Source organism: Streptomyces cahuitamycinicus, assembly GCF_002891435.1.
Classification (GTDB): Bacteria; Actinomycetota; Actinomycetes; order Streptomycetales; family Streptomycetaceae; genus Streptomyces; species Streptomyces cahuitamycinicus.
Window position 1 is genome coordinate 1 of sequence record NZ_POUC01000069.1, and the last position, 26,822, is coordinate 26,822.

Annotated in this window: 21 protein-coding genes and 1 pseudogene; 11 read left to right on the forward strand and 11 right to left on the reverse strand. The window is 67.3% G+C overall.

Annotation, left to right across the window (positions count from 1 at the left end):
* A partial coding sequence (locus C1J00_RS12420; RefSeq protein ID WP_102909107.1) for a BACON domain-containing protein occupies nucleotides 1-1,536 on the reverse strand: 1,536 nt, incomplete at its 3' end.
* Between the two features lie 197 nt (nucleotides 1,537-1,733).
* On the opposite strand from C1J00_RS12420, the gene radA reads away from it, so the two are divergent.
* Both radA and disA read left to right on the forward strand, forming a co-directional pair.
* On the forward strand, nucleotides 1,734-3,143 hold the full coding sequence (gene radA / locus C1J00_RS12425; RefSeq protein WP_102909108.1) for a DNA repair protein RadA: 1,410 nt from the start codon (nucleotides 1,734-1,736) through the stop codon (nucleotides 3,141-3,143).
* Between the two features lie 80 nt (nucleotides 3,144-3,223).
* Nucleotides 3,224-4,348: a DNA integrity scanning diadenylate cyclase DisA gene (gene disA / locus C1J00_RS12430; RefSeq protein ID WP_102909109.1), complete on the forward strand. Its 1,125-nt coding sequence runs from the start codon at nucleotides 3,224-3,226 to the stop codon at nucleotides 4,346-4,348.
* 111 nt (nucleotides 4,349-4,459) lie between these two features.
* Here the strand turns inward: disA and C1J00_RS12435 are convergent, their stop codons facing one another.
* The gene (locus C1J00_RS12435) at nucleotides 4,460-5,323 is read right to left on the reverse strand and encodes a hypothetical protein (RefSeq protein ID WP_102909110.1); all 864 of its coding nucleotides are present in this window, start codon (nucleotides 5,321-5,323) and stop codon (nucleotides 4,460-4,462) included.
* A gap of 346 nt (nucleotides 5,324-5,669) precedes the next feature.
* Here C1J00_RS12435 and C1J00_RS12440 point away from each other — a divergent pair, with 346 nt between their 5' ends.
* The 3 genes from C1J00_RS12440 (at nucleotide 5,670) to C1J00_RS45235 (ending at nucleotide 7,994) form a co-directional block, all read left to right on the forward strand.
* The gene (locus C1J00_RS12440; protein ID WP_245936318.1) at nucleotides 5,670-7,091 is read left to right on the forward strand and encodes a hypothetical protein; all 1,422 of its coding nucleotides are present in this window, start codon (nucleotides 5,670-5,672) and stop codon (nucleotides 7,089-7,091) included.
* 97 nt (nucleotides 7,092-7,188) lie between these two features.
* Nucleotides 7,189-7,575 carry a VOC family protein gene (locus tag C1J00_RS12445; protein WP_102909111.1) on the forward strand — a complete coding sequence of 129 codons (387 nt, stop codon included), beginning with the start codon at nucleotides 7,189-7,191 and terminating at the stop codon, nucleotides 7,573-7,575.
* Nucleotides 7,576-7,691: 116 nt separating this feature from the next.
* A complete protein-coding gene (locus C1J00_RS45235; protein ID WP_180989524.1) occupies nucleotides 7,692-7,994 on the forward strand; it encodes a hypothetical protein in 303 nt (100 codons plus the stop codon).
* Here C1J00_RS45235 and tgmC read toward each other — a convergent pair.
* The 3 genes from tgmC to C1J00_RS46685 are packed head-to-tail and all read right to left on the reverse strand — an operon-like array spanning nucleotide 7,968 to nucleotide 10,944.
* Nucleotides 7,968-9,176 carry an ATP-grasp peptide maturase system methyltransferase gene (gene tgmC, locus C1J00_RS12455; RefSeq protein WP_102909112.1) on the reverse strand — a complete coding sequence of 403 codons (1,209 nt, stop codon included), beginning with the start codon at nucleotides 9,174-9,176 and terminating at the stop codon, nucleotides 7,968-7,970. The genes C1J00_RS45235 and tgmC overlap by 27 nt on opposite strands.
* Nucleotides 9,160-10,161 (reverse strand): ATP-grasp ribosomal peptide maturase, encoded by a 1,002-nt coding sequence (gene tgmB, locus C1J00_RS12460; protein WP_102909113.1) that lies wholly within the window; start codon nucleotides 10,159-10,161, stop codon nucleotides 9,160-9,162. The genes tgmC and tgmB overlap by 17 nt, the downstream gene beginning before the upstream one ends.
* 3 nt (nucleotides 10,162-10,164) lie before the next feature.
* Nucleotides 10,165-10,944 carry a putative ATP-grasp-modified RiPP gene (locus C1J00_RS46685; RefSeq protein WP_245936319.1) on the reverse strand — a complete coding sequence of 260 codons (780 nt, stop codon included), beginning with the start codon at nucleotides 10,942-10,944 and terminating at the stop codon, nucleotides 10,165-10,167.
* Between the two features lie 193 nt (nucleotides 10,945-11,137).
* On the opposite strand from C1J00_RS46685, the gene C1J00_RS12470 reads away from it, so the two are divergent.
* Nucleotides 11,138-12,412, forward strand: a complete 1,275-nt coding sequence (locus C1J00_RS12470; protein WP_102909114.1) for an NsdA family TPR-like regulatory protein — start codon at nucleotides 11,138-11,140, stop codon at nucleotides 12,410-12,412.
* On the opposite strand, the gene C1J00_RS12475 is transcribed toward C1J00_RS12470, so the two are convergent.
* On the reverse strand, nucleotides 12,393-13,055 hold the full coding sequence (locus C1J00_RS12475) for an HAD family hydrolase (protein WP_102909115.1): 663 nt from the start codon (nucleotides 13,053-13,055) through the stop codon (nucleotides 12,393-12,395). The genes C1J00_RS12470 and C1J00_RS12475 overlap by 20 nt on opposite strands.
* 193 nt (nucleotides 13,056-13,248) lie before the next feature.
* On the opposite strand from C1J00_RS12475, the gene C1J00_RS12480 reads away from it, so the two are divergent.
* The 5 genes from C1J00_RS12480 (at nucleotide 13,249) to C1J00_RS12500 (ending at nucleotide 21,171) form a co-directional block, all read left to right on the forward strand.
* Complete coding sequence (locus C1J00_RS12480; RefSeq protein WP_102909116.1) at nucleotides 13,249-14,778, forward strand: ATP-binding protein; 1,530 nt, start codon at nucleotides 13,249-13,251, stop codon at nucleotides 14,776-14,778.
* Nucleotides 14,778-15,794, forward strand: coding sequence for a PD-(D/E)XK motif protein (locus C1J00_RS12485; RefSeq protein WP_102909117.1), 1,017 nt, complete (start codon nucleotides 14,778-14,780; stop codon nucleotides 15,792-15,794). Before C1J00_RS12480 ends, C1J00_RS12485 begins: the two co-directional genes overlap by 1 nt.
* Before the next feature lie 41 nt (nucleotides 15,795-15,835).
* Nucleotides 15,836-18,814, forward strand: a complete 2,979-nt coding sequence (locus C1J00_RS12490) for a Z1 domain-containing protein (RefSeq protein WP_245936320.1) — start codon at nucleotides 15,836-15,838, stop codon at nucleotides 18,812-18,814.
* A gap of 78 nt (nucleotides 18,815-18,892) precedes the next feature.
* Nucleotides 18,893-19,951, forward strand: a complete 1,059-nt coding sequence (locus C1J00_RS12495; RefSeq protein WP_102909123.1) for a DNA cytosine methyltransferase — start codon at nucleotides 18,893-18,895, stop codon at nucleotides 19,949-19,951.
* A gap of 44 nt (nucleotides 19,952-19,995) precedes the next feature.
* Entirely contained in the window at nucleotides 19,996-21,171 is a 1,176-nt protein-coding gene (locus tag C1J00_RS12500; RefSeq protein WP_102909124.1) for a DNA cytosine methyltransferase, read from the forward strand.
* Nucleotides 21,172-21,947: 776 nt separating this feature from the next.
* Here the strand turns inward: C1J00_RS12500 and C1J00_RS12505 are convergent.
* From C1J00_RS12505 to C1J00_RS12525, 5 genes and pseudogenes are all read right to left on the reverse strand, one after another.
* The gene (locus C1J00_RS12505) at nucleotides 21,948-22,916 is read right to left on the reverse strand and encodes a DUF6339 family protein (protein ID WP_180989525.1); all 969 of its coding nucleotides are present in this window, start codon (nucleotides 22,914-22,916) and stop codon (nucleotides 21,948-21,950) included.
* Nucleotides 22,916-23,893: a hypothetical protein gene (locus C1J00_RS12510; RefSeq protein WP_102909118.1), complete on the reverse strand. Its 978-nt coding sequence runs from the start codon at nucleotides 23,891-23,893 to the stop codon at nucleotides 22,916-22,918. Before C1J00_RS12510 ends, C1J00_RS12505 begins: the two co-directional genes overlap by 1 nt.
* A complete protein-coding gene (locus C1J00_RS12515; protein ID WP_102909119.1) occupies nucleotides 23,890-26,004 on the reverse strand; it encodes a helix-turn-helix transcriptional regulator in 2,115 nt (704 codons plus the stop codon). The genes C1J00_RS12510 and C1J00_RS12515 overlap by 4 nt, the downstream gene beginning before the upstream one ends.
* A 159-nt stretch (nucleotides 26,005-26,163) precedes the next feature.
* Nucleotides 26,164-26,586, reverse strand: a complete 423-nt coding sequence (locus C1J00_RS12520) for a very short patch repair endonuclease (protein ID WP_102909120.1) — start codon at nucleotides 26,584-26,586, stop codon at nucleotides 26,164-26,166.
* Nucleotides 26,587-26,631: 45 nt separating this feature from the next.
* Nucleotides 26,632-26,721 (reverse strand): annotated as a pseudogene (locus tag C1J00_RS12525) (SEC-C metal-binding domain-containing protein); the annotation flags it as partial.
* Nucleotides 26,722-26,822 lie beyond the last annotated feature (101 nt).

Sequence of the window (26,822 nt, forward strand, 5' to 3'; positions counted from 1 at the left end):
GCCCGGGCCCGGGCGGGGGTCCTGGCCGGAGCCGGAGGGGCTGGGCGCGGCGCCGTAGCCCTCGATGTGGACGACGGCGCCCCCCGGTGCGACCGCCACCTGCGCGCGCCACGGGCCGGCGGGCTCCCGCAGGTGGTCGACGTACACCTTGATCGTCAACGACTCGCCGGGACGGAGGGTTCCCGAGGACTGGCTGAGGTAGAGCCAGTGGGCTCCTGTGGACGCGGACCAGCGGACCGGGGCCGGGCCGGTGGCGGTCAGGGTGACGAGGGTGGTGTCGCCGCTGTTGCCGGCCGTGACCTCCAGGGTGCTCTTGCGGCCGGCGCCGGCGACGCCGATCACCTCGACGGAGACGTCGGCCTTGCCGTCCTCGCCGAAGCGGGGGCCGGGCCGGGTGCTCGCGTTGCCGGTGTTCTCGTAGCCGCCGCCCGCGATCTCGCCGTCCAGGCCGAACGGGTCGCCCGCCTCGCGCGCGGAGGCCGAGCGGCCGTCCTGGCCCTCGCCGATCGGGGTGCCGCGGTAGGCGGCCCACAGGGCCAGCACGGGGGCTGCCACGACGGTGGCGACGACGGTCGTGGTGACAGCACGCGCGCGGAGTCGGTCCCTGCGGGCCGCGTGGTCCTTGGGGTCCATCGGGAAGCCGCGCCGGTCGAATCGGGGTGCGGCGCCCCGCGCGCGCTGGTGGTGGGTCATGGCGACGTGCAGGGCCGCGCGGGGCGCCGGCAGGACGGGCAGTTCGGCGGGCGTGACGCTGGTGCCGGGCCAGCGGCCGGGGATGGCGCGCTCGGCGGTGCGGCGGCAGCGCGGGCAGTCGTCGACGTGCCGGACGAGTTCTGCCCGCAGGGCCGTGCCGAGCACGAGCCGGTCGTCGCCGGCGAGGTGCGCGACGCTCGGACACGCCCCGGTCTCCACCACGGCGAGGGCCGCACGCGTGCGTTCCACCTCGCAGGCGGCGGAGGCGAGCAGATCACGGGCGGCGGCCGGGTCCATGCCGAGGACTGCGGCGACCTCGCGGGCGGCGAGGTGGTGGCGCACGGCCAGTTCGAGCGCCTCCCGCTGCTCCGGGGTGGTGCCGGCCGCCTCCGGCCAGGCCAGCAGGGCCAGTTCGCGACGGCGCCGCTCCTGGACCTCCTCGGAGGGGGCCGGAGTGGCTTGACGGTCGGCACGCTGCCGGTCGGCGCGGCCCGCGCCGTGGCTGCTCTGACGTTTCTGCTTGGCCTCGGCCAGCTTGCGCAGGCACGCCCAGCGGGCCAGCGCGTACATCCAGGCCCTGCGGTCCGCGGACTCCTGGGGGGCGTGCCGACCGCGGCGTTCGGCGAGGGCGAGGACGTCGCCCAGGGCGGCGGTCGCGGCCTCGTGGTCGCACAGCACGGACAGGCAGTAGGTGAACAGGCCGTCCAGGTAGGGCTCGTAGCGCGCGGGCGGCCGCTGCGCCAGCGTGCGCGCCGCCCCGCGGTCACGCGCTTCCCGGTGCGCCCGGTGTGCGCCGGCCGTGCGGGCCGAGCGGGTCGAGATCTCCGGAGTACTGCTCATCATTCGGCGACCGTAGGGGGCCGGGAGTGACACCTTCAGGCGGCTTGAGCACATTTAATCCGTACGGGTGAAACGATCCCTCAATCGGGGACATGAACCCGGCGTTCCGCCGCTGGCGCGGCGTGGCGGACCCCTGGCGCGCAGGTGGCCGCCGTCGGCCGGCCCCCGCGATGTCAGTACCTGCGGCTACGGTTTCGTCCATGGCTGCCCGTACGAAGACCACGAAGGACCGTCCGTCCTACCGCTGCACGGAGTGCGGCTGGCAGACGGCGAAGTGGCTCGGCCGCTGCCCCGAGTGCCAGGCCTGGGGGACGGTCGAGGAGTACGGCGCGCCCGCGGTGCGTACGACGGCGCCGGGCCGGGTCACCACCTCCGCCGTGCCCATCGGCCAGGTCGACGGCCGCCAGGCCACCGCCCGCCCCACCGGCGTGCCCGAGCTGGACCGCGTGCTCGGCGGCGGCCTGGTCCCCGGCGCTGTGGTGCTGGTCGCGGGCGAACCGGGCGTCGGCAAGTCGACGCTCCTGCTCGACGTGGCGGCCAAGTCCGCGAGCGACGAGCACCGCACCCTGTACGTCACGGGCGAGGAGTCGGCGAGCCAGGTCCGGCTGCGCGCCGACCGCATCGGTGCCATCGACGACCACCTGTACCTCGCGGCCGAGACGGATCTGGCGGCGGTGCTGGGCCACTTGGACGCGGTGAAGCCGTCGCTGCTGATCATGGACTCGGTGCAGACGGTCGCCTCCCCGGAGATCGACGGCGCACCCGGCGGCATGGCCCAGGTGCGGGAGGTCGCGGGGGCGCTCATCCGGGCCTCCAAGGAACGCGGCATGTCCACGCTGCTGGTGGGCCACGTCACCAAGGACGGCGCGATCGCGGGCCCGCGCCTGCTGGAGCACCTCGTGGACGTCGTCCTGTCCTTCGAGGGCGACCGGCACGCCCGTCTGCGCCTGGTGCGGGGCGTCAAGAACCGCTACGGCACCACCGACGAGGTCGGCTGCTTCGAGCTGCACGACGAGGGCATCACCGGCCTCGCCGACCCGAGCGGACTCTTCCTGACCCGCCGGGCCGAACCGGTCCCGGGCACCTGCCTGACCGTCACCCTCGAAGGCCGCCGCCCGCTGGTCGCCGAGGTCCAGGCACTCACGGTCGACTCGCAGATCCCCTCCCCGCGCCGCACCACCTCGGGCCTGGAGACCTCCCGCGTCTCGATGATGCTCGCGGTGCTGGAACAGCGCGGGCGGATCAGCGCCTTGGGCAAAAGGGACATCTACTCCGCGACGGTCGGCGGTGTGAAGCTCTCGGAGCCCGCCGCCGACCTGGCCGTCGCCCTCGCCCTGGCGAGCGCGGCGAGTGACACACCTCTCCCCAAGAACCTCGTCGCGATCGGCGAAGTGGGCCTCGCCGGCGAGGTGAGACGGGTCACGGGAGTACAGCGCAGACTGGCCGAAGCCCATCGCCTGGGATTCACACACGCGCTGGTCCCGGGCGATCCGGGCAAGGTCCCGGCAGGCATGAAGGTCCTGGAAGTCGCGGACATAGGGGACGCCCTGCGGGTCCTTCCGCGCTCCCGTCGCAGAGAGGCCCCACAGGACGAGGAGGGTCGCCGGTAGACTTTGCCCTGGTCTCGCCCGTCCGTGCGAACCGAGCGCGCGACACGGGGGCGCTCAGGACCTGCGACCGGAGGAGTGCAGTGGCAGCCAACGACCGGGCATCGGCTCCCGGAAAGTCCGGCGGGAGTGCCGGTACCGATGGCCTGATGCGCGCCTCCCTGAGCGCCGTGGCACCCGGCACCGCCCTGCGTGACGGCCTGGAACGCGTGCTCCGCGGCAACACCGGCGGGCTTATCGTGCTCGGCTTCGACAAGACGGTCGAGACGCTGTGCAGCGGCGGCTTCGTGCTGGACGTCGAGTTCACCGCGACCCGGCTGCGCGAGCTGTGCAAGCTGGACGGCGGCATCGTGCTGTCCTCGGACCTGTCGAAGATCCTGCGCGCGGGCGTGCAGCTGGTCCCGGACCCGACGATCCCGACGGAGGAGACGGGCACCCGGCACCGCACCGCTGACCGTGTCAGCAAGCAGGTCGGCTTCCCGGTGGTCTCCGTCTCCCAGTCGATGCGGCTGATCGCCCTCTACGTCGACGGCCAGCGCCGCGTCCTGGAGGACTCGGCGGCGATCCTGTCCCGCGCCAACCAGGCGCTCGCCACCCTGGAGCGCTACAAGCTCCGTCTCGACGAGGTCGCGGGCACGCTGTCGGCGCTGGAGATCGAGGACCTGGTGACCGTCCGGGACGTCTCGGCGGTCGCCCAGCGTCTGGAGATGGTGCGCCGCATCGCCACGGAGATCGCCGAGTACGTGGTGGAGCTGGGCACGGACGGCCGGCTGCTGGCCCTCCAGCTCGACGAGCTGATCGCGGGCGTGGAGCCCGAGCGCGAGCTGGTCGTACGGGACTACGTCCCCGAGCCCACGGCCAAGCGCTCCCGCACGGTCGACGAGGCCCTCGCCGAACTCGACGCCCTCACCCACGCCGAACTTCTCGAAATGTCCACGGTCGCAAGGGCGTTGGGCTACACCGGCGCGCCCGAGACGCTGGACTCCGCCGTCTCCCCGCGCGGCTTCCGCCTGCTGGCCAAGGTGCCCCGGCTCCCCGGCGCCATCATCGACCGCCTGGTCGAGCACTTCGGCGGGCTGCAGAAGCTGCTCGCCGCGAGCGTCGACGACCTGCAGACGGTGGACGGCGTGGGCGAGGCCCGGGCCCGCAGCGTCCGCGAGGGTCTGTCGCGGCTGGCGGAGTCGTCGATTCTGGAGCGGTACGTCTAGCGCGCAGGACACCTGCCTGGACGGCTGAGGGCGGTACCCGGGAAGGGGTACCGCCCTCGGACGTTTCCGCCGCTGCCTCTCGTGCCGCCTCTGATCCTCCGCGGCCGTGCCCTAGTCGGCCGACAGCACGAACGACGTCTGCACCTTCGCGAAACCCGGAGCCTTGGCTTCCACCAGGTACGTGCCCTTCCCGGCCGTGCCCGCCGGAGGCGTGGCGCACTCGGGGGCGCTCGGCTTGCGGTCCCACTTCACCGTGTAGGTGATGCCGCTCCCGGCGGCGACCCGGTACAGCTGGTGCGCGGCGGCCTTGGGGCAGTCCTCGGAGGACCAGTAGTCGTCGTCGCTGCTCGCCGGGGCGATGGTGAACACCGCGTTCTTCGGCCCGAGATCGATCTTGCAGTCACTGCCGGAGACGTTCCGCGCGGTCAGCAGGAAGGCGGGCGTCTGCTCGGGGTCGTAGGTGTTGTGCCGGCTGCGCAGGCTGAACTTGACCGCGCTCGCAGTGCAGTTGGGCAGGGTGGAGCCGGCCGGCAGTGTGTCACCCGCGCCGACACCGCCCGCGGTGGTACCGCTCCCCGGGCCGCCGGAGCCGGCCGAGCCCTCGGAACCGCCTGAGCCGGAACCGGAACCGCCGCCGGAGCCCGAGCCGGAACCGGCTCCCGACCCGTCGCCGGACCCGTCACCCGAGCCGTCGCCCGACCCCGACGACGAGCCGCCGGAACCGCCGCCGCCCGACTCGTCGCGTCCGCCCGGTGCTTGGCTGATGGCCGGGCCCGAACTCGACGGGCCGGGCACGATGGACGGCGCGGGATTCTTGCCGTTGGCGCCACTGTCGCGGTCCTCGCCGCCCCCGCCCATCATCACGATCCAGGTGGTCAGCAGCGCCAACACGGCGACCACGGACACCAGTACGACCCTCCGACGCCAGTAGATGGAGGAGGGAAGCGGCCCGACCGGATTGCGCAGAGATCCCACGGCGCAAACCTTACGAGAGATCGGCGCGTTCGCCCGCCCCACCCGCCGTTCGATGAACAACTTTTCCGGATCATCATTCCGCAACCCGCCATGCACCCCCGCGCCTTGGCGATTCAGGACTCAATTTCTGGAACAACAGCAACAGTTGGTGCACGACCGATCAAGGTGGGACAGATTCGCTCACACATGCATAAGTCGCATGTGCGTGGATCATAATTTCCTAACAGATGACCGGATACCGACCCGACCCCCTCATTCCCGCACCTTCCTGGCCCCGCCCGGGTCGTGTCCGAGGACCGCAAGGCGGATCTCGTGCTGCTGCGGGCGGACAAGGCGTTCCCCACGAGTGCCCGGCTGCTGCGGAGCTCCCGCTCGGTCCGGCACAGGGGACATCGTCCTCTTCAGCCGGTCCTCCGAGGCGTCGGTCACCGTCGTCGTCGGTGACACCCGGGTCGAGATACCGGCGCCGACGCCCGGAGCGCCCCGGCGGGAAACGGCCGCAGGGCTGACCCTCGTCGCACTCGCCCCGGCAGACGCCGTACGCCTGCGCTCCACGGACCGGGACGGCACCGTGTGTCTCGACGCACCGGCACCCGCGCGCCCCGCAGCGTCGGAACCCGTCGCGGTACGGCGCGCGCGGCGCCGAGCGGACACCGCTCCCGAGCGCGCGGCGGGCCGGCACGAGCTGCCGCCGACGCTGGAGTCGCTCGGCGTGTACCGGGGACGCGGAACCTACCGGACCACGACCGACCTCACGGACGTCGACGAACTGCTGCTCGCCGGGGCGGCGGACATCGTCGACCTGTCGGTCGCCGGCCGGGTGCGGCCGACGATCGCCGGGTTCGGGGCCACCCGGCGGATCGACGTCCGGGAGGCGACCGGCTCCGTCGACGTCGAGGCCGTCGTGGAGATCTGGGGCCACGCGAACTTCGACGACGCGCGCCTGCCGGCCCTCCGCCTCGGCGCGCTGCGCGGGCTCGGCACACTCTGGACGGTCCGGGAGACGGCGGACGTGTCGGCGCTGTGGTCGGTCCACGGCCACTGGGCGGGCAGGCCGGCACCCCTGCGCGAGCTCGGCGGCTGGAGCAGCACCCGCGTCGGACTCCCCGTCACCTACACCCGCGTGATCCGGTCGGCCACCGCCGCGGCCTTGCACCTCAAGGGGGTCGTGGAGCCGGTACGGGTCACCGTGACCGACGCCGAGCCGCACACCGTCGCGACCGCCCACGAGCCGCACACCGTCGACACCGCGCATGGGCCACACCCCGTCCACACGGTCCACGCCGAGGATCCGTGGGTCCCGCTGCCCGCCGGCACCCACCGGGTCTCTGTCACGCTGCCGCACCACCCCAGCGGCGGTGGTCTGCGTGCCGAGTTGCTCGCCCTGGACCCGGTGACGGACTGGACGTGCTCCGCGCAGGACGACGACCTGCTGACTGGCTTCGCCACCGAAGCCGCACCCGGCCAGGAGGTCCAGCTGCCACTGGCCCTCGCATCGGGGGAGGAGGCATGGCTCGACGTCGACCTGCCGACAACCCACGACGGCCTCCTCCTGCGGCCGGACGGCACACAGATCCGGGTCACCGGATGGGCCGGCGGGGAGTGCGTGGGCCGGGTCTGGGCCGGCGACCGGCCGGACTTCTCCGGCGGGGACGCCGACGTCCTCTGGATCCCGCCGGGCTGGTCCGGACTGACGCTGCTGGTGCGGGGCGCCGCGGGACCGGAGGCTCCGGAGCTGCGCACGCTGCGGCTGGAGTCCTCCGACTGACTGCCCGAGGCGACAAATGGTTCGACAGGCCCCGGCCTCTCCACGCATCCTGCGAAGCGCCACCGGCGCGCGCCGGACAACGTGAGGGAGACGACCGTTGCACCCCAGCCCCAACCCCGTGATCCGCCACATCACCTTCGACTGCACGAACGAGCCCTACGAACTGGCCCACTTCTGGGCCGAGTTCCTGGGGCACCCCATCTCCGACATCGACAAGCCGGGGGATGACGAGGTCCAGGTGGAACTCCCGGACGGCGCGCCCGGCCTCCTCTTCGTCAGAGTCGAGGAGGCCAAAGCGACGAAGAACCGCATCCACTTCGACCTGGGCCCCACCGGCCGCCCCCGCTCCGAAGAGGTCGAACGCGCGGTCTCCCTGGGCGCCCGCATCCTGACGGACCGCACCCTCCCGAACGGCCGCGGCTGGGTCGTGATGGCGGACCCGGAGGGCAACGAGTTCTGTATCGAACGGGGGGAACTGGGCTGACCGGAGGCGCGGCCGAGCTGGAAATCCGGAATTGGGAAGGGCGAGTGCCGATGGACGAAGACGAACCAAGGGTGTACGAGATCCAAATCCATGGTTGCCCGACCTCACAAGAGGCAATGGCACTCCAGGACCCGATCGAACGCCTCCTGTGCCCGGACCCCGACCACGCCCCGCCCTGCGAGATCCCCTGGAGCTTCACCGTCACCGGAGGGGACACCGACACCTCCACCGCCCTCGTCCTGGGCGTGTATTCGTCCAAGGACCAGGCCACCCGGGTGGCAGCCAAGGTGCGCACCCTCGCGGGCGGGACGAGATCCGTCGCCGTGGATGAGGGGGATGCCGAGGAATGGGAGGAGCTGGTTGAGCAGTATCGGTTTGAGAGGGGGCTGCGCTCAGAGTGGAGTGGTCCCGGGCAGTAAAAGACCGGGCATCCTCGAGTGCTCCAGGCGCTGTCCATCGGGGCACACCCGCAGCGTGAAAGTCTCCGGCCTTGGACGGCCCGCGGCATCGAAGGCATCCAGGACGCTCTCGACGCGCTCCCACAACCTCACCGGGCCGCCCTCTCGTACGTGCCAGTCGCCGTCCGCGGGCGTCAGCGTGGCCGCCGAGCCGGTCACGACGTCGACCAGGTACACGGCCTCGTCCACAGTGACCATCTGGGCGTTCGGTACGGCGCATTGGGTGAGGAACCGTAGATGGAACGCCTCTTCGGTCACAGCTACAAGACGCTCCGGACCGTGTCGGGCCGCTCTGGGCCCGTCCGGAAGCCCGGCGACCCAGTGGGCAGGATTCCCGAACGCCGGTGCGGCATGCGTCCGGGCGGACATGAAGGAGACCGTGCCGGGCAGCAACGACCCCTCGGCCGTGCCGTCCCCGGCGACGGTGAGCAGCACACGCGCATAGCCGTAGAGCCATCCCGACAGGATGAGCAGGACCTTTCCGCCCGGCCGGGTCTGCGCGAGCAGGGCAGGTGGGACCGCACGGAATGAGCAGGCGGCCACGACTCGGTCGAAGCCGGCCTCGGGCCAGTACCCGTACAGCCCGTCCGCCACGGCCAGGGTCGGGGTGTAACCGCAGCCGTACAGCGCGTCCGCCGCCGCTTCCAAGCGACGCGGGTCGACCTCGATACTGGTGACATCCCCGGAATCGAGACGTTCACAGGCCAGCGCGGTCGAATAGCCGGTGCCGGTCCCGATCTCCAACACGGTGTGGCCCTCGGCCACTTCGGCGTCGGACCACATACGCACCACCAGGGATGGCAGCGTGGACGACGAGGTGGGCGCACCACCGTGCCGCACGACCGGTGCCCGCCAATCGACTTCCTCTCCGTCGAACTGGGTGATCAGGGTCGTGTCCGAGTACGCGGCCGCCAGCCACCGCCCGTAGTCGAGCTCGGCGGTGACCGGTTCCCAAGCCCGAAGTCCCAACTCGTCGCGCTCGCCGGCGGGCAGGTAGAACCCCGGCACGAAGCGATGCCGCGGCACCGCTTCCACAGCCGCCCGCCAGGCCGGGTCAGCCAGAGCATCGTCCTGCTGGAGGGCGTCCACCATGGCTGCGCGCAGCGAGACCGCATCGTTTTCGGGGTCAGCGGGCATCGCCATGACCTGGCGTCTCCTTCCGTACGGTGTTGCTCAGAATGTCGGCGAATGCCTCGGCGATGTGCGCCGCGTCCGGAAGCCAGCCCCACTGCCCGTTCGGATTGCACTCGATGGCCCACCAGTCGTCGGGATCGTCCCCGTCCCCGGTGAGCGCGAAGTCGAAACAGCCGAAGACGAGGCCGAAGAACTCCAGGTACGCGAGCAGGGCAGCCTCGATCGTGGCCGGTACGGCGATGGCGGAGTGGGACAGCTCGTCCCAGTCGCCACGACGCCAGTCCAACGCTCCGTCCGGCGTGACGATCTGCTGGGCGAAGACCTGGTGGCCCACCACAGTGATCCGTACATCCGCGCGTTTGGGGATCTCTGCCTGGAACAGGTGCGCGGTCACCGTCACGGACTCGTCGAAGCTGTCAGGGTCCACCAGCTGGGTCCAGATCGCGCCGGTGTGGCCGTCCTCGCTGCGGGGAAGCCCGCGGAAGGTCTTGCAGACGATCCGCCCGTGATCGGCGGCGAACTTCCGTGCCGTGTCCGCCTCATTGGTGATCAGTGTGGGCGGGATCCGCAGCCCCGATACGGCGAACCGCTGCAACTGGGCCGGTTTGAAGTCCGCGCGGGCTACCGCATGCGGATGGTTCACATACGTCGCCATCCGCAGGGCGTTCAGGACGCCACCCAGCCCGTGCCTCGCCTCGGCGGCGCAGAAGGCCTGCTGCTGCGGTGGAAGATGCTCGAAGCGGGTGGTGTACGGGGTGGGGCGACGGTAGTAGACCGCCGCCACCTCCCGTAGGTCCACCTCTCGGCTCGGGGTCCTCAGCCGCCCCGCCCACACAGGGGCGTTCTGGCCGAGGCGGAATCCGAACGCCAGGTCGGTTCCGATATCCGCGGGATCGACGCGCACGACAGGTACATCGCGCTCATTGAGCGCATGAATGACGCGATCCGCGGTGACGTCCTCCAAGGCGGTGACGACCAGAATCGTGGACGCCACCGTTCAGTCCGACTCGTAGTCGGTGGTGTGGTCGTCCTGAGCCTGGGGCTGCGGATTCTGCCCGTCCCCGCCTCCGGAGATCGATGCGGTTCCCGTCGTCTTGGACGTGCCGTGCTTGCCCATCTCGATCACCCTGCCGTCGGCGCCCATGTACCGAGCAGTCTGTGAGGGCCCGTCCAATACGACGTTCGCGTACGACGGCGGCCGTACGGGCAGCCGGTCCGACACGAGTCGCATGGCCCACGGGCCCTTGACGACCACAGCCGTCATGAGTCTCCCCTTGTCATGCGAATGGTCCTCGTTCTCCGTGGCCAGTCGAGCGCGACCCGCTGCGAGCAGGTCGAGCACCGCACGCGAGGGACACAATTTGCCATCGTGCCGCGGCGGAACGACCCAGTAGGTCCCCGGCGGTCGCCGTCTGTCGATACACGGAACGCCCAAGTAGGTGCCACGACCAAGGCACGTCACGGCATCGTCGTTGGTCCACGCGAGACCGGCATGCCCATCGACCAGGGCGTAGTAGGTGCCACCCGCCACTCGGCGGTCGAAGACGATCCCCCCTCCCAGTAAGCCACCGAGTTCGGCCCCGACGCGGTCCTGGTCGTCGGACTGGACGGCGGCGTGCACGATCTCGGACGGCATGCGCACGGCGGCGAATCGCTCGCCAAGGGGCAGCAGCGCGACGCCCTGTGTGGCCCAATCCGTCCATACGCGCTCCGGGTCCGGGTGGCTCCGAGCCAGCCACTCCGAGACCACTCCGTCCAAACCCTCGTGTGTGTACACGACGTGCTCCCTCGCTGTCTGACGGTGTGTACGGGACAGAGTCCACCAACCAATCTGCCTATTCGAGGACTTTGGGAGGCCATTGAAAGGACATAAGAAGGGCCTAGATGCCTACTTGAGGTGGATTCCATGTCCTGAAAGGGACTCGCATGGGAAGGTGGGAGCCGTAGACAGCAGCAGGAGGAGGTGGCTGATGCCAAGGCCCACAGGCAACGTTCGGCTCAAGGCTGCTCGGGTGGCCGCCGGCTTCAACTCGCAGCAGGACCTGGCCGACGCGCTCACCGAACACGCGAAGGCCATGGGCATTCGAGGCTTGTCGATCGGGGTACGTCAGGTCCGGCGCTGGGAGTCGGACAATCCACCGTGGCCCCAACCGGACTGTCAGCGCGTACTGGTTCACCTGCTCGGCCAGAGCCTGGAGACCCTCGGCTTCACGCCTCCGTGGGGCGCGGAGGTAACCGTGCCGGATTCCGCCAGGCGCAGGCTGGTCGCCGGTGCGGCGCCAACACCGAGTCTGGCCATGGGAGCAGGCCGTACGGCGGCCGCCTCGCACCCGGAGACCGCCGGAGCGGACTTCGAGGCCGTCACTCGTTCCCACCGTCGGCTCTACTGGTCGGTCGCGCCGACCACGCTGCACCCGGCCGTCGCGGCACACGCGACGCTGGGCTGTGCCCTGCTGCCGGAGACCTCTGACCCCACCCGACGTACGATCGCCGCCGCCCTCGCCGAGACGTACCTCCTGGCGGGCCGGATCGAGTTCTTCGACCTCTCCGAGCCTGCCACCGCGCACGACACGCTGCTCCTCGCCCTGCAAGCGGCGGGCGAGGCCGACGACGCGCTGCTCGGTTCGGCGATCATCGCGCATATGGCCTTCATCCCGGGCTGGGTGGGCGATCAGGAAGGAGCGCAGGAGCGGATGATCGCGGCCCGGACCTACGCCCGCCGCGCCCCTGCCTCCGCCGAGTTCCTCGCCTGGCTGGACGCCGTGGAGGCCGAGTGCGAGACCAGGTGCGGAGACACCCGAACCGCGCTGAACCTGATCACCCATGCCGAGGACGTCCTGGAGGCCGGGAACGAGCACTCGTCACCGCCGTGGATGGACTGGTTCTCCCCGGCACGGCTCGCGGCGTTCAAGGGAAACACTCAACTGCTCGCCGGCCACCTCCCACAAGCCCGAGCTGCGCTCCTCCAGGCCCTCGAAGCCATGACCCCGGGCGAGGAGAAACAACGGACAGTCGTCTACGGTGACTTGGCGGCCGTCGCGGCTGCCTCGGGCAGACCGGAAGAGGCCTGCGAGTACGCGGGCAAGGCACTCGACCAGCTGGCTGTCACCTGGTACGCCACCGGTATGGACCGGGTGCGCGAAGTCCGACGTGCGCTGACTCCACACCAGCACGAGAGCTGTGTTCGCGACCTGGACGACCGCCTGTACGACTGGTCTACGACGCTCAGCGCGCTGAGGCGTTGAACTCGGCGACGCGTGGCGAGAGTTCGTCCAGGCTCTCGACACGAAAGGTCGGCAGCTCCCTGGCTTCCGCGCTGTTCCACTGAATGCCGGCCCACGGTCCGCGACGGACCAGCGCCGTGTGCATCCCTGCCTGCTTGGCTGGTCGGATGTCGTTGTCACATCGATCACCGACGTACAGGATCTCGCCGGCCTCGAAGGGCACGGCGGCGGCCACGCGCTTGAAGAACTCGGGGTCGGGCTTGCTTGCGCCCCAGTCGTCGGACGTACCGATCAGGTCGACGTCGTCGGAGAACAACTCCCGCAGAAGCCCACCGGCCCGAACGGTCTGGTTTCCGGCGATCCCGAGCCACAGCCCGTCGGCCCGGAGTTGCCGGAGGGTGGGCCGGACGTCGCTGTACAGATCGTCTTCCCCGAAGCTCTCCGGCTGCCCGGCAGCGGCCCGCTTCTCCCGCTCCGCATACAGGTCGAACCCGGGCCGGAACTCCTGGAAGGTCTCGCGGTAGTCACGGCCCTGGGCGATGACGGCCCCGAACATCGCATGGAAGGTGTGCCGCGGCACACTCAGCCAGTCGGCCCAGGTGCCGTACTCCCGGGTCTCGTCCACGAGGCACTCACCTACGTCGAAGACCACTGCGCGAATCATGGGGGCAGGGTAACCGCAGCGCTGCCAGCCTCGTACCTGATCACCAGGCCGAGGCTTGATCCGAAGTGTGGCAGGGAAGAATGTTGTCCAAGTTCAAACCATGGCGGTAGCTGTCGACTACGGTTATGTCGGCGTCGCATCATGATGACGTCTGATGCACCTATAAGCAGGTGCTGGTCCGATAAGGCAGGTCATGGTCAGCGAGTGGCAGTTCGAGGTCCCTACGGCGGGTAGCAAGCGCCTGCCTCCCGATGGACGCTACATGGAGGCGCTCAGCAGCCAGGGATACGGATTCGAGACTGCCATCGCGGACTTGGTGGACAACTCCATCGATGCAGGAGCCGAGAACGTCGTCATTCACTTTCTGCGTGACGGGGACGAGCTCGTCAGCCTCGTGATCGTCGATGACGGCAAGGGCATGGACGAGGACGAACTCGACGTGGCCATGACTGTCGGCGGTCGCCGTGGTTACAGCAAGAGGTCACTCGGCATGTTCGGCACAGGCTTGAAGTCTGCCTCGCTCAGCCATGCCAACTCGGTCACAGTGGTCAGCCGCACCAAGCGAACCCGGCCGGCAGGCCGTCGTTGGCTCATGGAGCATGCGAAGCATGGCTTCGAGTGCGACATCATCGATCCGCACTTCGCTCAGGATTTCGTCGACTTCTACCAGGGGCGTCCCATCTCCTTCCAGGGCACCATCGTCCGTTGGGACGGAGTGAAGGACTTCCCCAATCATGGTGGTGGAGGCCAAACAGATCGCTACCTGCATCGAACCGTCAACAAGCTGGGTCTGCATCTGGGTCTTCATCTGCACCGCTTCCTTACGCGGGACAACTTCCACATCACTATTTCGATCCAAGACGTGCGCTCAGGGGTCGAATACTCGAACTACGGTGTCGAGTCGCTCGATCCATTCGGATACCCCGTCTCCGGGGACCCGGCCTATCCGGGCACCTTCACGGCCCTCGTCCCGTCCGTGGGACCGGTCGAGCTTGCAGCACATATCTGGCCGCCGCGGTCCTCACTCGACGAGTACAAGGCGTTCGGGGCAGTGGTGGAGCGCGAAGGTTTCTACTTCTACCGGAACGATCGCCTCGTCCAGGCCGGCGGCTGGAACAAGTTCCGCCAGCCCGAGCAGCACCTAGCCCTGGCGCGCGTGGCCGTGGATCTGCCGGACGACCCCGACGGCAAGGTCTTCCGGTTGACAGTCAAGAAGGAAGGAGTGCAGGCGTCCCCGGAATTCGTCGATGCGCTCGATTCCGCCGTAGACGATCAGGGCCGTACATTCGCCGAGTACCTCGGAAACGCCGAGCGGGTTTACCGGGAGGCCCGCAAGCGCGCCGGTGTGGAACGCAAGGCCGTTGTTCCGCCTGGCCGCGGTGTCGATCCGCAGGTTCGCCAGGTGATCGAGGAGGAGCTGCCCGTCCTCGGACAAGAGGAGCCCTTGCAGTTTCGCTGGCAGAAGCTGTCCAACGAGAAGTTCTTTGAGATTGACCAGGAATCCCATGTGCTTCTGCTCAATCAGCGCTACCGGGCCGCCCTACTCGGTGGCCGCAGCGGCTCCCTCAACGATGCGCCCATGGTCAAGTCCCTCATGTACCTTCTCATGCAGGATGCCTTCCAGCGCGAGCGGATGGGGAGCCGACTGAAAGACAACATCGAGTTGTGGCAGTCCGTCCTCGTCGCCGCTGCTCGTGCGGAACTCGACCGAGTGGCCGACTGATGAGCCCACGTCAGGACAGGACACCGAAGGCTGCGGGCGAGGACCTGATATCCACGTCGATCGAGTTGCCATGGACCACGGTCGAGTATTATCTCGGCCGCGGTCTCGGCGCGAGCTATCGGCTTTCTGCCGCCGACAAGCCGCTCGTCTCGTACGAGATCGTGGACGGCGGGCGCGACATCGCCCTCCACGTCGAGCTCGGCCGCCACAGTCCGCCCCGTTCACCTTTGCCGGCGGTACGCATTGACCAGGTGGCTCACTCCGGTCGACGCATGGCACGCCTCACCACGCCCCAGCCGGAGTTGCTCCGAGACTTTCACGACCTCTTGTTGGCCGTCGCGGATCGCATCATTTCCGGCGGGCGGAATCTGAATGATGCCTTCGACGAAACGGTGCACGGCTGGAGCACACTGCTGGGAAGACCGCGCGGCTTGTCATTGGAGAGGCGACTGGGTCTCCATGGGGAACTCGCCGTACTGGTCAGGATGTCCCGAGCAGTCGGATGGCGGGAGGCACTCGACATGTGGGTGGGACCGAGAGGCGAAGAGCACGACTTCGCTCTGGGAGCAGCTGACCTCGAGATCAAGACGACCGCCTCTGAACTTCGCAAGCACACAATCCATGGTCTCGGTCAGCTCTCGCCGACCCACGGTAGGGCGCTGTGGTTCGCGTCCCTCCGTCTCACGCGAGGTGGAAGCGGAGGCCGCACTCTGAAGGATTCGGTCACTGCCGCACGTGATGCCGCTGCCGCCGAGAACGTTGGTTTCGGACGACGTTTTGACCGGCTGCTGGAATCCGCGGGCTGGGACTCGGACCAGCCGGATGATGAGCGTTGGACTCCACGCGACAACCCCTTGCTGCTGCGAGCTGACGACATGCCTCGCATCACAGCCACAAATCTGCCCGGCAAAACCCTGGGACGAATCGACCACGTCGCCTACGACATCGACGTCACGGGATTGCCACCAGCCGAGGAGGCTCCGATCGTCGACCTTTCGGGCCTCTCGCTTCCCTGACTCGCCCGTTCCCGCCACCGTTCGGCACCTTGAGGAAGACCATGACCATCCGTTCCACCGACGATCTCCTCGTGCAGCTCCACAACGCCGCTCTTTCGGACATGCACACGAGCCGCCCGAAGAAGTTGGTGAGGGCGCTTGTCTATCAGGCGGAGGATTTGTCGCCGGAAGCGGAGGAGCTGGCGACCGAGGACGTCCTGAGGGATGCGCTGGAGAAGGCCCGCTCCACGGACCAACTGGTCGAGTTGTGGCGCAAGAAGCTCACGGATTGGGACTTCGCGCCCCACCCTACGTGGTCGAACAGTCCGGAGCGCACCGAGATGCGGCGAGCAGACATATACGAACTTCTAGGCCTTTCCGACGAAACGCGCAAGCTGTTGGACGACCGTATTCCTGTCTCCAGGGTTGAAGCCCCGGTTGTCATCACCGACGAGTTCACTCCCTGGTATACACCCCAGTCGCAGCAAGGCCGTCCCTGGTATTGGCCGTCGTACCGCTCCTACCTAGAGCAGAAGGGGTGGACTCCTGAGGCCGTCGCCGGGCTCGACGTAGCCACTGACGCCGTGGTCGAGCGCCTCGCCGACCCAACGCAATCAGCGGCGTACCAGTCGAAGGGGCTGGTCGTCGGGTATGTACAGTCGGGCAAGACCGCCAACTTCAGCGGCGTGATCGCCAAAGCCGTCGACGCAGGCTATCGGCTGATCATCGTCCTCGGCGGAACTCTCAACATGCTCCGGGCCCAGACTCAACGACGCCTGGACATGGAACTCGTGGGCCGCGAGAACATTCTGCGGGGGGCGAGTGAGTTCGAATCTGACTACGCTGACGACCCCGCGTGGAGCCAGGGCAAGTTCGTGACGTTCAGCGCCCTGCCGTCCGCCCTCGGTGCATTCGACATCGTGCGTCTGACCACGCGGGATGACGATTATAAGAGCCTCCTCCAGGGCATTACGGCGCTTGAATTCGAGAAGCGAGAGCCGGCGCTGCCCCTGTACGACCCACACAACCTACACCGGTCATCAGCGCGGCTCATGGTGGTTAAAAAGAACAAGACGGTACTCGGCAAACTTGTGAAGGATCTCAAGAAGATCAAGACGCCGCTTGCTGAAATCCCCGTCCTTATCATCGATGATGAGTCGGACGAGGCCTCCGTGAACACTTCAGACCTGGCCAAGCCCGATGCCGAGCGCACCGCGATCAACCAGAAGATCTCAGAACTGCTTCGAATGCTGCCGCGCTCCCAGTACGTCGGCTACACCGCTACTCCATTCGCCAACGTCTTCGTGGACCCGAGTGACGCCGAGGACATCTTTCCCAAGGACTTCATCGTCTCCCTGCCCCGCCCGCAGGGCTACATGGGGGCGCGCGACTTCCACGAGCTCGACTCCCCGATCCCGGATGGGCACAGAACCGTCGCCAACTCCAACGAACTCGCCCACGTGCGCAACATCACGGTGGACGGCGAAGCAGGAGAAGACGACATCTGTCTCCAGCGGGCCATGGACATGTTCGTACTAACGGCGGCAATGAAGCTGTACCGGGAGGAGCAAGGTGGGCTCGGCGATCGGTACTTCCAGCACCACACCATGCTCATCCATGAATCCGTCCGTACGGATGTGCACCGAGAACTTCTGGGCAAGGTGACTCAGTTGTGGTGGAACGCCGGATACATGGGGCCACGCGGCCACGAGCGCCTCCGTGACCTTTTCGAAAGTGACATTGCTCCTGTGTCGGCCGTCCGCGCCGACGGCTATGCCGTTCCGCCGTCGTATGACGACCTCGCGCGCTACGTGGGCCCGGCCGTCAACCGGATCGGGGGGGATGACAACCCGATCATTGTGGTCAACGGCGACAAGGACATCGAGACCGGCGAAGCCGACTTCGATAAACGCTCCATCTGGAAAATTCTTATTGGTGGCCAGAAGCTGGCGCGAGGGTTCACCGTCGAGGGGCTCACCGTCTCATACTTCCGTCGTCGGGCAGGCAACGCGTCCACCCTGATGCAGATGGGGCGGTGGTTCGGCTTCCGCGAAGGCTACCGAGACCTGGTGCGTCTCTTCCTCGGTCGGGCCGAGACCATGGGAGCCAAGGAAATCGATTTGTACGCGGCATTCGAGGCGATTTGTCTGGACGAGGAGAACTTCCGCGCTGAATTGAAGCAGTACGCCACCGCGGTCGACGGAAAGCCGCAAATGACACCCGCTCAGGTGCCGCCTCTGGTTTCGCAGCACTTGCCTTGGCTCAAGCCGACAAGCCCTAATAAGATGTACAACGCACGTCTCGTCGAGCTCCACTCGCCGGGGCAGTGGCAGGAGCCCACCGCCTACCCGACGAAGGCCGTCGATCTTCGGCGCAACACTCAATTGTGGACGCCCGCCCTCGAAGCGCTGCCTCCCACCCTCACCTCGTTTGCCTACCACTTCCCCGCTGAAGGCGACCGTGCGGCTGTCACCCACAGGTTCGATGCGCTCGTAGGCCGGCTCGAGCCAGTGGAGCTTCTCGACATCGTTCATGAGGTGCGCTGGGGTGCTCCCTCCCAGTTCGCACCCAACCTCGCGTATCTGAATGCAATCACCGCAGGTGCCTCGCAAGAGGTGGATGACTGGCTCCTCATCGCACCGCAACACTCCAAGCGAGGTCAGCGGCTGACGCTTGGTACGACTGGGCGCACCTTCGCATGGTTCGGCCGCGAACGCCGACGGGGTCCGCTCTTCGGTGCCATAAGCGAACCCAAGCACCGCGCAGTTCCACTGCGCATCGCCGGAGGCCTCGCTGACTCGGGTGACCCTGTCACCGAAAGCCTGGTCGCGCCTCGCAGGGGCGCCGTCATCGTCTACCCCGTCGTCGAAGGCAGGCATCGGTCCGACATCTCCGATGACGGCCGACTGGCGACGGAGAAAGTCGTCATGGCCTTTTCCTTTGTTGCTCCCGCCGCAGCGCGCCGCGCCGACGGGCGCCTCCTCCGCTTCACGACCATTGATTCCGCCAAGGAAGGCCAAGCGATTATCGACACTCCGTGACAAGGAAGCCGATTGGGTAGATCGGTCCGTCTCCGTGAGGACGGCCGATATGTGGGGGACGACGGGAGACAGCAGTACATGACCTGGGGTAGTACGACGGCCACCGCCAACCGCGGCAACGTCAACTCATCAGGCCGGTTCACCTCGCTTGAGGTCTGCGCGGGGGCAGGAGGTCTCGCGCTCGGCCTCGAACGGGCCGGGTTCGACCCCGTACTGCTGATCGAGAGCCGCCCTATCGCGTGTGAGACGCTCCGTAGCAATCGCCCACACTGGGATGTGCGCGAGTTAGATATTCTCGACTTCGATCCCGCCGAAGATCAGCAGGTATACGACATTCACTTGCTATCAGGCGGCCTGCCGCGTGTGAAGTCTCCTGCGGCTGTCGCACGCACGCGCGGGGATGACACGGAGCTGTCCGTACTGAAGGCTGCGGTCGACCTTGTTTATGGCGTGCAGCCACGTGCGATTCTCTTTGAGAACGTGTCGGAATTGATCACGAAGAGCGACTACGAACCGATCCGCGAGCTCATCGGTGAGGAGCTGGGTCACCTCGGTTACCGGGTTTACTGGCACGTTCTGAACGCCAAGAACTTTGGTGTGCCACAGAGCCGAGAGGTCGGACTGCTGGTGGCATTCAAAGGCGACCTGATCGATCGCTTCGAGTGGCCCAAGCCTGAGGCCGGTTCTGCTCCTACCGTAGGCGAGACGTTGCGGGACTCGATGGGGGTTAGAGGTTGGCCCGACGCCGCCAAGTGGGCCGCCCAAGCCGACGTGATCGCCCCGACCATCGTCGGTGGTTCTTGGGATCGTGGTGGAGCGGACTTGGGGCCGACGGGTGCCAAGCAGAAGTGGGAACGCATGGGCGTCGACGGCGTCACAGTTGCCGACTTGGTTCCAGACGCTGCCTTCTCCTGGAACCCTGCCTCGGGTCGGCGGGGGCGTGTCCCGCTCACCGTTGATCAGGTGGCCCTGCTGCAAGGCTTCCCGCCGGACTGGCACATCGCAGGCTTGAAGACCGCCCGGTATCGGCAGGTGGGCAACGCCACTCCGCCCCCTCTCGCACAGGCGTTGGGGGAGTCGATCGCGAAAGTCCTGCGCACAGGGGATGACAGCACCGTGCGCGCGCCGGGAGGATGACGATGCGACTCCCTCTCTCCAGCAGGCCGATAGACTTCCCCACCATGACCAGCACGCCATCCGACCAGCCAAATCGTCGGGATTTCCGCATTATTGACCTATTTGCGGGACCCGGTGGCCTGGACGTGGCGGCCGAGGTGCTGGGCATCCCCTCAATCGGTATCGAGTGGGACGACGATGCCGTAGCCACACGACTCGCGGCGGGGTTGCCGACCGTCCACGGGGATGTGCGCCTCTTCGGCCCCGGCAACCCGGAGTTCGAGGACTGCAACGTGCTGGCCGGCGGACCGCCGTGTCAGACGTTCTCCATCGCGGGCAGCGGTTCCGGCCGCAAGGCGCTCGACCTCGTTACGGGCTTCATTCACCGCATGCACGCCTGGTACAAGCGGGAAAAAGCAGGCAAAACGGGGGAAACCTGGGAGGATATCCAGCGAGAGCTGGACAAACTCGAAGACGAGCGCACGGGGCTGGTCCTGCAGCCGCTGCGTTGGATCTTTGAGGCGATGCTGCGTCCTCGCCATGGCGGGGAAGATCCTCAGCCGTTCGAGGTTGTCGTCCTGGAGCAGGTCCCCGCCGTCATCGAAGTCTGGCATGAGTACGAGAAGGTTCTGGGCGCCGTCGGTTACAAGACCAAAGCGAAGGTCTTCCATACGGAGCAGTACGGAGTCCCTCAGACCCGCCGGCGTGCCGTGCTTGTGGCTCGCTATGGCGATGCGCCCGCGCGTCTCCCGGAACCGACAAACCAGCAGTACCGCAAGGGTACGGCACCCGCCGACACCCTCTTCGGCGGTCGTGGGGCATGGATCTCTATGGAGGAGGCCTTCAACGCCGTGTACGAACGGGTGGACGAGGCCCCCCGTCGCGTCATGCCGTTCTGCGTCGTTTCCAACTACGGTAGTGGCGGTGATCCGAAGGCCCGCGGACGCCGTGCATCGAACGAGCCGGCAGCAACGATCACCGGCAAGTGGAAGCGCAATCGGATCGTCAGTGCAGATGCCCAAGAGGCAGATCTGGGGCGCTTGAGTAACCAGGAAGCAGGGGTCCTCCAGAGCTTTCCGTATCGATACCCATGGCGTGGTAACGAGCAGGCTCAGCAGATCGGTAACGCCGTGCCGCCGCAGTTCGGGGTGCACGTGCTCAGCGCAGCCCTGGGTCTCGGCGCACCCGGAAGCGATGTATGGGAAAGGCTGCTGCGTTGGAGTCGTGAAGGGGCTTCCTGAGCACGGTGTAGGGGCAGTGCTTCGGTTTCCCGGGCAGGGTTATCGCGGGGGAGGACGTGTGACCGACCTGCGTTGAAAATGACGAGGCCAATCGCTACGCCTATTCGGCAGACTGCCGGCTGTGGCTGATCAGCAGTACGAGGACGCGTACCACGCTTGGCGACTGTCGCTGCGGATACTGATGTGGATGCACCGCGGCTGGCTCGATGGCAGGAGCGGCGATCCCAGTTCGCCCATCAAGTGGGCGAGTTGTTGGGCATGCCCTTCGGCGGCTCATCCGCGACGACCGGCCCTGCGCTTTGTGGGGTGTTCCTCGCTGGAGTGGGGCTTGGCTACCTGGGTCAGATGCTGGAAGCCGACCGACGTCTGAGGGACCTTTCAGTGCGCGAGAGTCACCACTTGGCTAGCACCGTCCCTCTCAAAGTCTGGAACAGGGTTTACGTGGTGCGCTGGACTGATCTATTGGCAGCCATCCCGGCACCGAACAGACATGGCGGCCGATGTATTGCAAAGGCCAGCGGGATTCGCGAGGCTACGCCGAGACGGCATAAACGCCACAGACTGGGCCGGCCTCCTGGAGAAGGCAAAGAGGCAGTGGCAGGACTACCTCGACATCCTCTATGCGCGTGCCCCGGAGGACGAGAGGATGCAGGACCTCGCCTCGGGTGGCAGCAATGAGAACGAGACAGGTGACGACGAGTCGTCTGATTCGTACAGCGGGGATCCCGGGACTACGCCCTACGCCTCGATACTGTCTCTTGAGGGGGCTGCGTGTGCTACGTCATCCAGGAAGGGAGATCCTTCGCCAAACTCACCCCCTCCCGGGGCGCCGGCACCGCCGACTGCTGTGGGGAATCGCCCACATCCTCGGGCGTAGACACGCGGCCACGACGACGAACGGGTGCCTCGACCAGGAGTTTCTCGAAGAAGGAAACCAGGACATCGATGGCGGTGCGGGGCACCCGGCCGTCGTTGGGCCCCTCGGGTAGACGGTCCCAGTGCACGGCCGGGGCTTCCGCCACGTCGGCGATCCAGTCCTGTAGGTCCTCGACGAGTGGCGGATTGTCGGGGGCGAGTACGTCGTAGACGAGGGTACTGCCGGCGGCGTTGACCGCCGAGGAGACCGCGTTGACGTGGTCGCCGGGACGGGGGACTCCGGACGAGATCAAGCTTTTGAAGACTGCCAGCAATGCCTGCGCCGTGGGCCGGTGATCGATAACGTCCAAGCGGAGTGTGGTATTTAGGATGTCCTGGACGCTACAGGCGACTTCGACAGGCCGATAGTCCGGGCCGTCGCGGAACAGCTCTGCGACCCACCACAAGCGAGAGAAGCATTGGGTGTAGTGAGGGCCAGAAAAGCGGGAACTCTGCGCAATTTCGGCCCTCTTGTGTCGCCAGGCGACGTAGTCAGGGGCGACCAGCATCGCGAGATGATTCCACAGCCTCCCATCGCCGGCCTCGGCGCGCGTCATGCGAAGTGTGGCGTGCAGACGTGGAGCGAGCCAGCCGTCGGCGGCCGTGGGGTTGTCGTCGAATCGTGTCATCGCCACGTCGAGGAGTTCGCGGATCGGAGCGGTGCGCCACCGAATCTCGTCGTCGGGGAGAGGAGTGCTCGCCTTGCGAAGAGCCGCTTGAGGCGGGTTTTCCTGGCCCGATTGCATGCCTCGACTGAGGTGCTTGGCCACGACCGCGTCGGGCAGCAGGCCAAGCACCGGGGGGACGTCGAAGGGCACAGCGCGCGGCATCAGTCGGTGTTCCTCTCGGTACGGTCGATGGTTCGCACCGCAGTGGCCAGTTTCTTGGAGATCTGCGCGCGGCGGCCCGCCGCGTACTGAATGCCGGTCTGCAGCTCCGACCAGCCGAAGCCCTTCGTGCGGCGTTCGTTGATCTCGTACAGGGCATCCGTGAGCTGCCGCCCCGGTAGAACGTCGGGCAGCATTTGGCGCAACACTGACTCGCGCCAACCGGTCGGCATCACAGGGGTCCCGTCCTCGTCGGTGTCGAGATCGCTGATGGCGGTGTGGAACATGGCCGTCCAGGCGTCCTGCGCGACTTGGGATGCCGCCATTTCCCGAAGCACCTTTTCCGTCGGGTTGCCACCGCGACTGCCCAGCACCTCCATCAGGCCCTCGACCGCAGTGGTGTTGAGATAGACAATCGGCATGTCACCCGATGTCTCGATGATCCACGATGACTCCTTGTAAGGGCGCAATCCGTCGTGCGGGCCGTCGCGGAAGTCGATCTCCACGATGTCGATCTCACGCTGACGGACCGGCGTAGCCTCTTGGAGATCGACGTACCAATCCTGTTCGGCAGAGCCCACGAGCCGCCCCGCGACACTGTTGACTGTTGCGATCACCAGGAGCGAGAGCGTCGCCCGCCGCAGATGCAGAGCGCGCGAAAGGATGATCGAGCCGGTCCGGGAGCCGTCGGATGCCGGGCGGAGACGTGCAGTGGTGCGGGCATTGGTCGCCTTCTCGGTCAGAGTCGCCAGGCAGATGACGTCTTGCCAGGGACCATCGCTCAATTCGCTCTCCGGAAGCGTGGCGCGCACGTTGAGGGTGGCTTCCTCCCAGCCGGCCCGGCCCGATTGGTGGAGGGCCACTACGCGTTCCGTGGCCGACACGTTGGTGTATGGGAGCGGCTTGCCGTCGATGCTGACCGAGACGACCTCACACCCCACGTCGCCGAGGAGAGTCGGGTACGGGAACACCGGCTTCACACCGCACCTCCACGGCCCTTGGGCACATCCACGGCCAGTCGGGCGTAGCCTCCCCGGACTGGATGCGTCGTCGGGTCTGTCACGCCGCTGAACACCGCTGTGCGAACGCCGGGTTCAACAATGACCATGCCGTTCTCCGCCCGGCACGTCTCCGAACCGACGAGCAACTCCCAGTCCACGGACGGCCGACCTCCGGAGCGCACGTCGAACTTGGCGACGGGAGCCAGGACCCATGGGTCTGCGGCGTCCGGCAACCGCAGATGGACCGTTACGTGCCAGGCGCCTCGGTCGTCGATGCGGGCTTCGATATTCCGCACGGTGGGGAACGACTGGGCGCGACGCCCCGCGGGACCGGTGGATGTGTCGAGCTTGAGCAACTCGCGTAGGACAGACGGGCCCTCACTGCGTGTTATCTCCCGCTTACCCAGGAGCAAGCGAACCGTCTTGTCGATCGAGGACCGGAACTCCTTCAACCTCGCCAGTGCTCCACGTTGGTAGGCAGTGGTCAGTTCCTCGGTCCTGTCCCAACGATCGTGTTCGGGTGGTTCAGACGCGCGCAGGAACGCCTCGGCGAGTGCGATGTCCTCGCCGTCCCGCCCGGTCGCGTACCCGGCTAGCAGAACGGCTTGGAAGGGCGGGGTGCCCAGAGGCAGGTCTCGCGGACGCTGCTCGGTGATGGTCATGCGGTTGCCGCGCATGCAGACCACACGGTTGATCTGTACGTCGTTGTCGTCAGCGGGGGTGAGCAGAAGTGCGGCCAGGTGCTCGCGGCCCTTGTCACGTTGACGACCTTGGCCCTTGAGAGGCGTGATGATCACAGGAACGTCGGCACGGACCACCTGGTTCGCAGAGGTAAGTTCGGCGACGGTGTCCCCGTCGAGGTAGGCCTGAAGGGCTCGGCTGAGGGCCGGATGGTGGAAGTGCGGGTCCACCTGATGTTCCGGGATATGTACCTCGCCGTTGCGTAGTGTCGTGACACGGGCCTCGAGCAGCGGGCCGGCGGACCGCCCGCCGAGCATCGCCGCCCAGAAACCGTCGGCGAGCGAGCGTACGAGTTTGTCGTGCATCTCCTGCAGCGACTCGGTGTCGCCCGAAGCATCGTGTGCGCCGACGATCAGAAACGAGGTGCCGGACTCGCCACTCGAGCGACTGAGTTGCAAGCTGCGCACGGTCTCGTCGTCGGCCCACCAGGACCTGGAGACGTCCTCGTGTTCGGGGTCGGTGTCCGGTTCGCCGAGCCAGGCCGGTCCTGCGTATGCCTCCCCGTCCACCTCGTGCCAGGGGAGATCCATGCGTCCGATTACTCGGCAGGCGGTGCGTCCTTCATGCGGCTCCGACAGCGTTGAGTTGATCAGTACGAGGCCGAAGCGGCTCGTCGCCCACAACGTGGCCTTACCCAGGCCGTAGGAGCCGCCCGCTCGTCCTCCGGTGACCTTGTGGCTGTCGAGTTGGCGACGGACCACCGCGGCGAATCGTCCATCGCTGTATTCCGGACCGGTCAGGCCCGCCGCGTTGTAGTCGTCGATGCGCAGAATTCGCAGCCGATGCTCCTGTGAAAGGTCTTCCAGGGCAGAGCGGAGACTGCGGGAAACCTTCTGGTTGCCTTGGGAGGCCGCCTCATAGTGGGGCAAGAGCTCGTTCCAGCGCAGGGCGGTCAGGAAGGCGTCGAGGTGGGGCCCGTCCAACTCGTGCAGCGTGTAGTGCACGCTCACCGGTGCACGGTCGTCGTAGCGCTCGTCCAGAGAATTCTGCGTCGCCTCCCGCGCCAGTACCGAAAGGTCGGCGTCAAAGGCGAACGCGGCGGCGTTCCCGTACTCGCGGCCGCCGTCGGCATGCGCGGGCCGGTGATGCCAGCGCACAGGCCGGCCGGTTGGTACATCGACCGTGCGTGTCACGATGGCGGCGAGATTGGTGCCGAGGATCTCCGCGATGCGGGCTTTGGTCTCCTCACGGGGTTCCGCTCGACCGTTGATCCACGCGGAAACGGCGGCGCGTGTCTTGCCGACCTGGGTGGCCAAGTCGGCTTGCGACATGCCGGCTCGACGCAGTTGACGCGCCAGCCATGGGCCGAAAGCCTCGCCGCGTTCGGCGGGCGGAGGGGATTCGGGCATCGTGAGTCGCGCCTCCTGACACTGGGGCCACCCGAGGATGGTTCGGCAAAGTGCGCTCAGGCTAACAGGCAATTTTGACGCACGAAGGGGATGTCAAAAACAGGGGGACATCGACGCTCGGGCTCGCGATCATATGCGCCGACGCGCCGTGCCGGGCCCCTACGTCCGGGCGCTTGGCGCCCGGCGCGCCACGACCAGATCCCGAACACGAATAGCGGCTTCCATCGGGTCTTCGTGCTCCCATACCCGTACCGCCAACCATCCAGCCGAGGCCAGCCGCTCGTCGGTGTCTCGGTCCCGCCGCTGATTTCCCTCGATCTTCGTACGCCAGAACTCGGCATTACTCTTGGGCCATGTCGCGTGCTTCGGGCACCCGTGCCAGAAGCACCCGTCCACGAAGACGGCGACCTTTGCCCGCCCGAACAGGATGTCGGCTTCTCGCCGGACTCCTTTCAGCGGTTTGCGATGCACTCTGTATCGCATCCCCGCCGCATGCAAAGCCCGGCGAAGCGCCATCTCGACTTCGGTGTTCCGGCTTCTCTGCCGGCTCATCCGTGCACGGGTCTCAGGGGTCGTATCCACCGCTGGCCGCGCCTTTCCTTCAATCAGTCGGTACGTTGCTGCTGGCTATGCGTCCGAGCCATGGCACTCGCCGTAAGCCTGCCCCGACCCACACCAGCAAGCCGCCCCCCGCTGCGGCGGCCAAGCCACAGAACTGCTCGTAGCGGGAGGTCTCGTACTTCATCTCGTGGACCATCGCGGTCAGCCGCCCGCGCCGGGTGCTGCCCAGGGTCAGCTTGTACTCGTAGGCGGGCCNG

Excerpts from the sequence above, each read along its gene's own strand:
- radA (WP_102909108.1), top strand. The coding sequence starts at position 1,734 with ATGGCTGCCCGTACGAAGACCACGAAGGACCGTCCGTCCTACCGCTGC.
- C1J00_RS45235 (WP_180989524.1), top strand. The coding sequence starts at position 7,692 with ATGGCACTCCAGGACCCGATCGAACGCCTCCTGTGCCCGGACCCCGAC.
- tgmC (WP_102909112.1), bottom strand. The coding sequence starts at position 9,176 with ATGGCGATGCCCGCTGACCCCGAAAACGATGCGGTCTCGCTGCGCGCA.
- C1J00_RS12470 (WP_102909114.1), top strand. The coding sequence starts at position 11,138 with ATGCCAAGGCCCACAGGCAACGTTCGGCTCAAGGCTGCTCGGGTGGCC.
- C1J00_RS12475 (WP_102909115.1), bottom strand. The coding sequence starts at position 13,055 with ATGATTCGCGCAGTGGTCTTCGACGTAGGTGAGTGCCTCGTGGACGAG.
- C1J00_RS12480 (WP_102909116.1), top strand. The coding sequence starts at position 13,249 with ATGGTCAGCGAGTGGCAGTTCGAGGTCCCTACGGCGGGTAGCAAGCGC.
- C1J00_RS12485 (WP_102909117.1), top strand. The coding sequence starts at position 14,778 with ATGAGCCCACGTCAGGACAGGACACCGAAGGCTGCGGGCGAGGACCTG.
- C1J00_RS12490 (WP_245936320.1), top strand. The coding sequence starts at position 15,836 with ATGACCATCCGTTCCACCGACGATCTCCTCGTGCAGCTCCACAACGCC.
- C1J00_RS12495 (WP_102909123.1), top strand. The coding sequence starts at position 18,893 with ATGACCTGGGGTAGTACGACGGCCACCGCCAACCGCGGCAACGTCAAC.
- C1J00_RS12500 (WP_102909124.1), top strand. The coding sequence starts at position 19,996 with ATGACCAGCACGCCATCCGACCAGCCAAATCGTCGGGATTTCCGCATT.
- C1J00_RS12505 (WP_180989525.1), bottom strand. The coding sequence starts at position 22,916 with ATGCCGCGCGCTGTGCCCTTCGACGTCCCCCCGGTGCTTGGCCTGCTG.
- C1J00_RS12515 (WP_102909119.1), bottom strand. The coding sequence starts at position 26,004 with ATGCCCGAATCCCCTCCGCCCGCCGAACGCGGCGAGGCTTTCGGCCCA.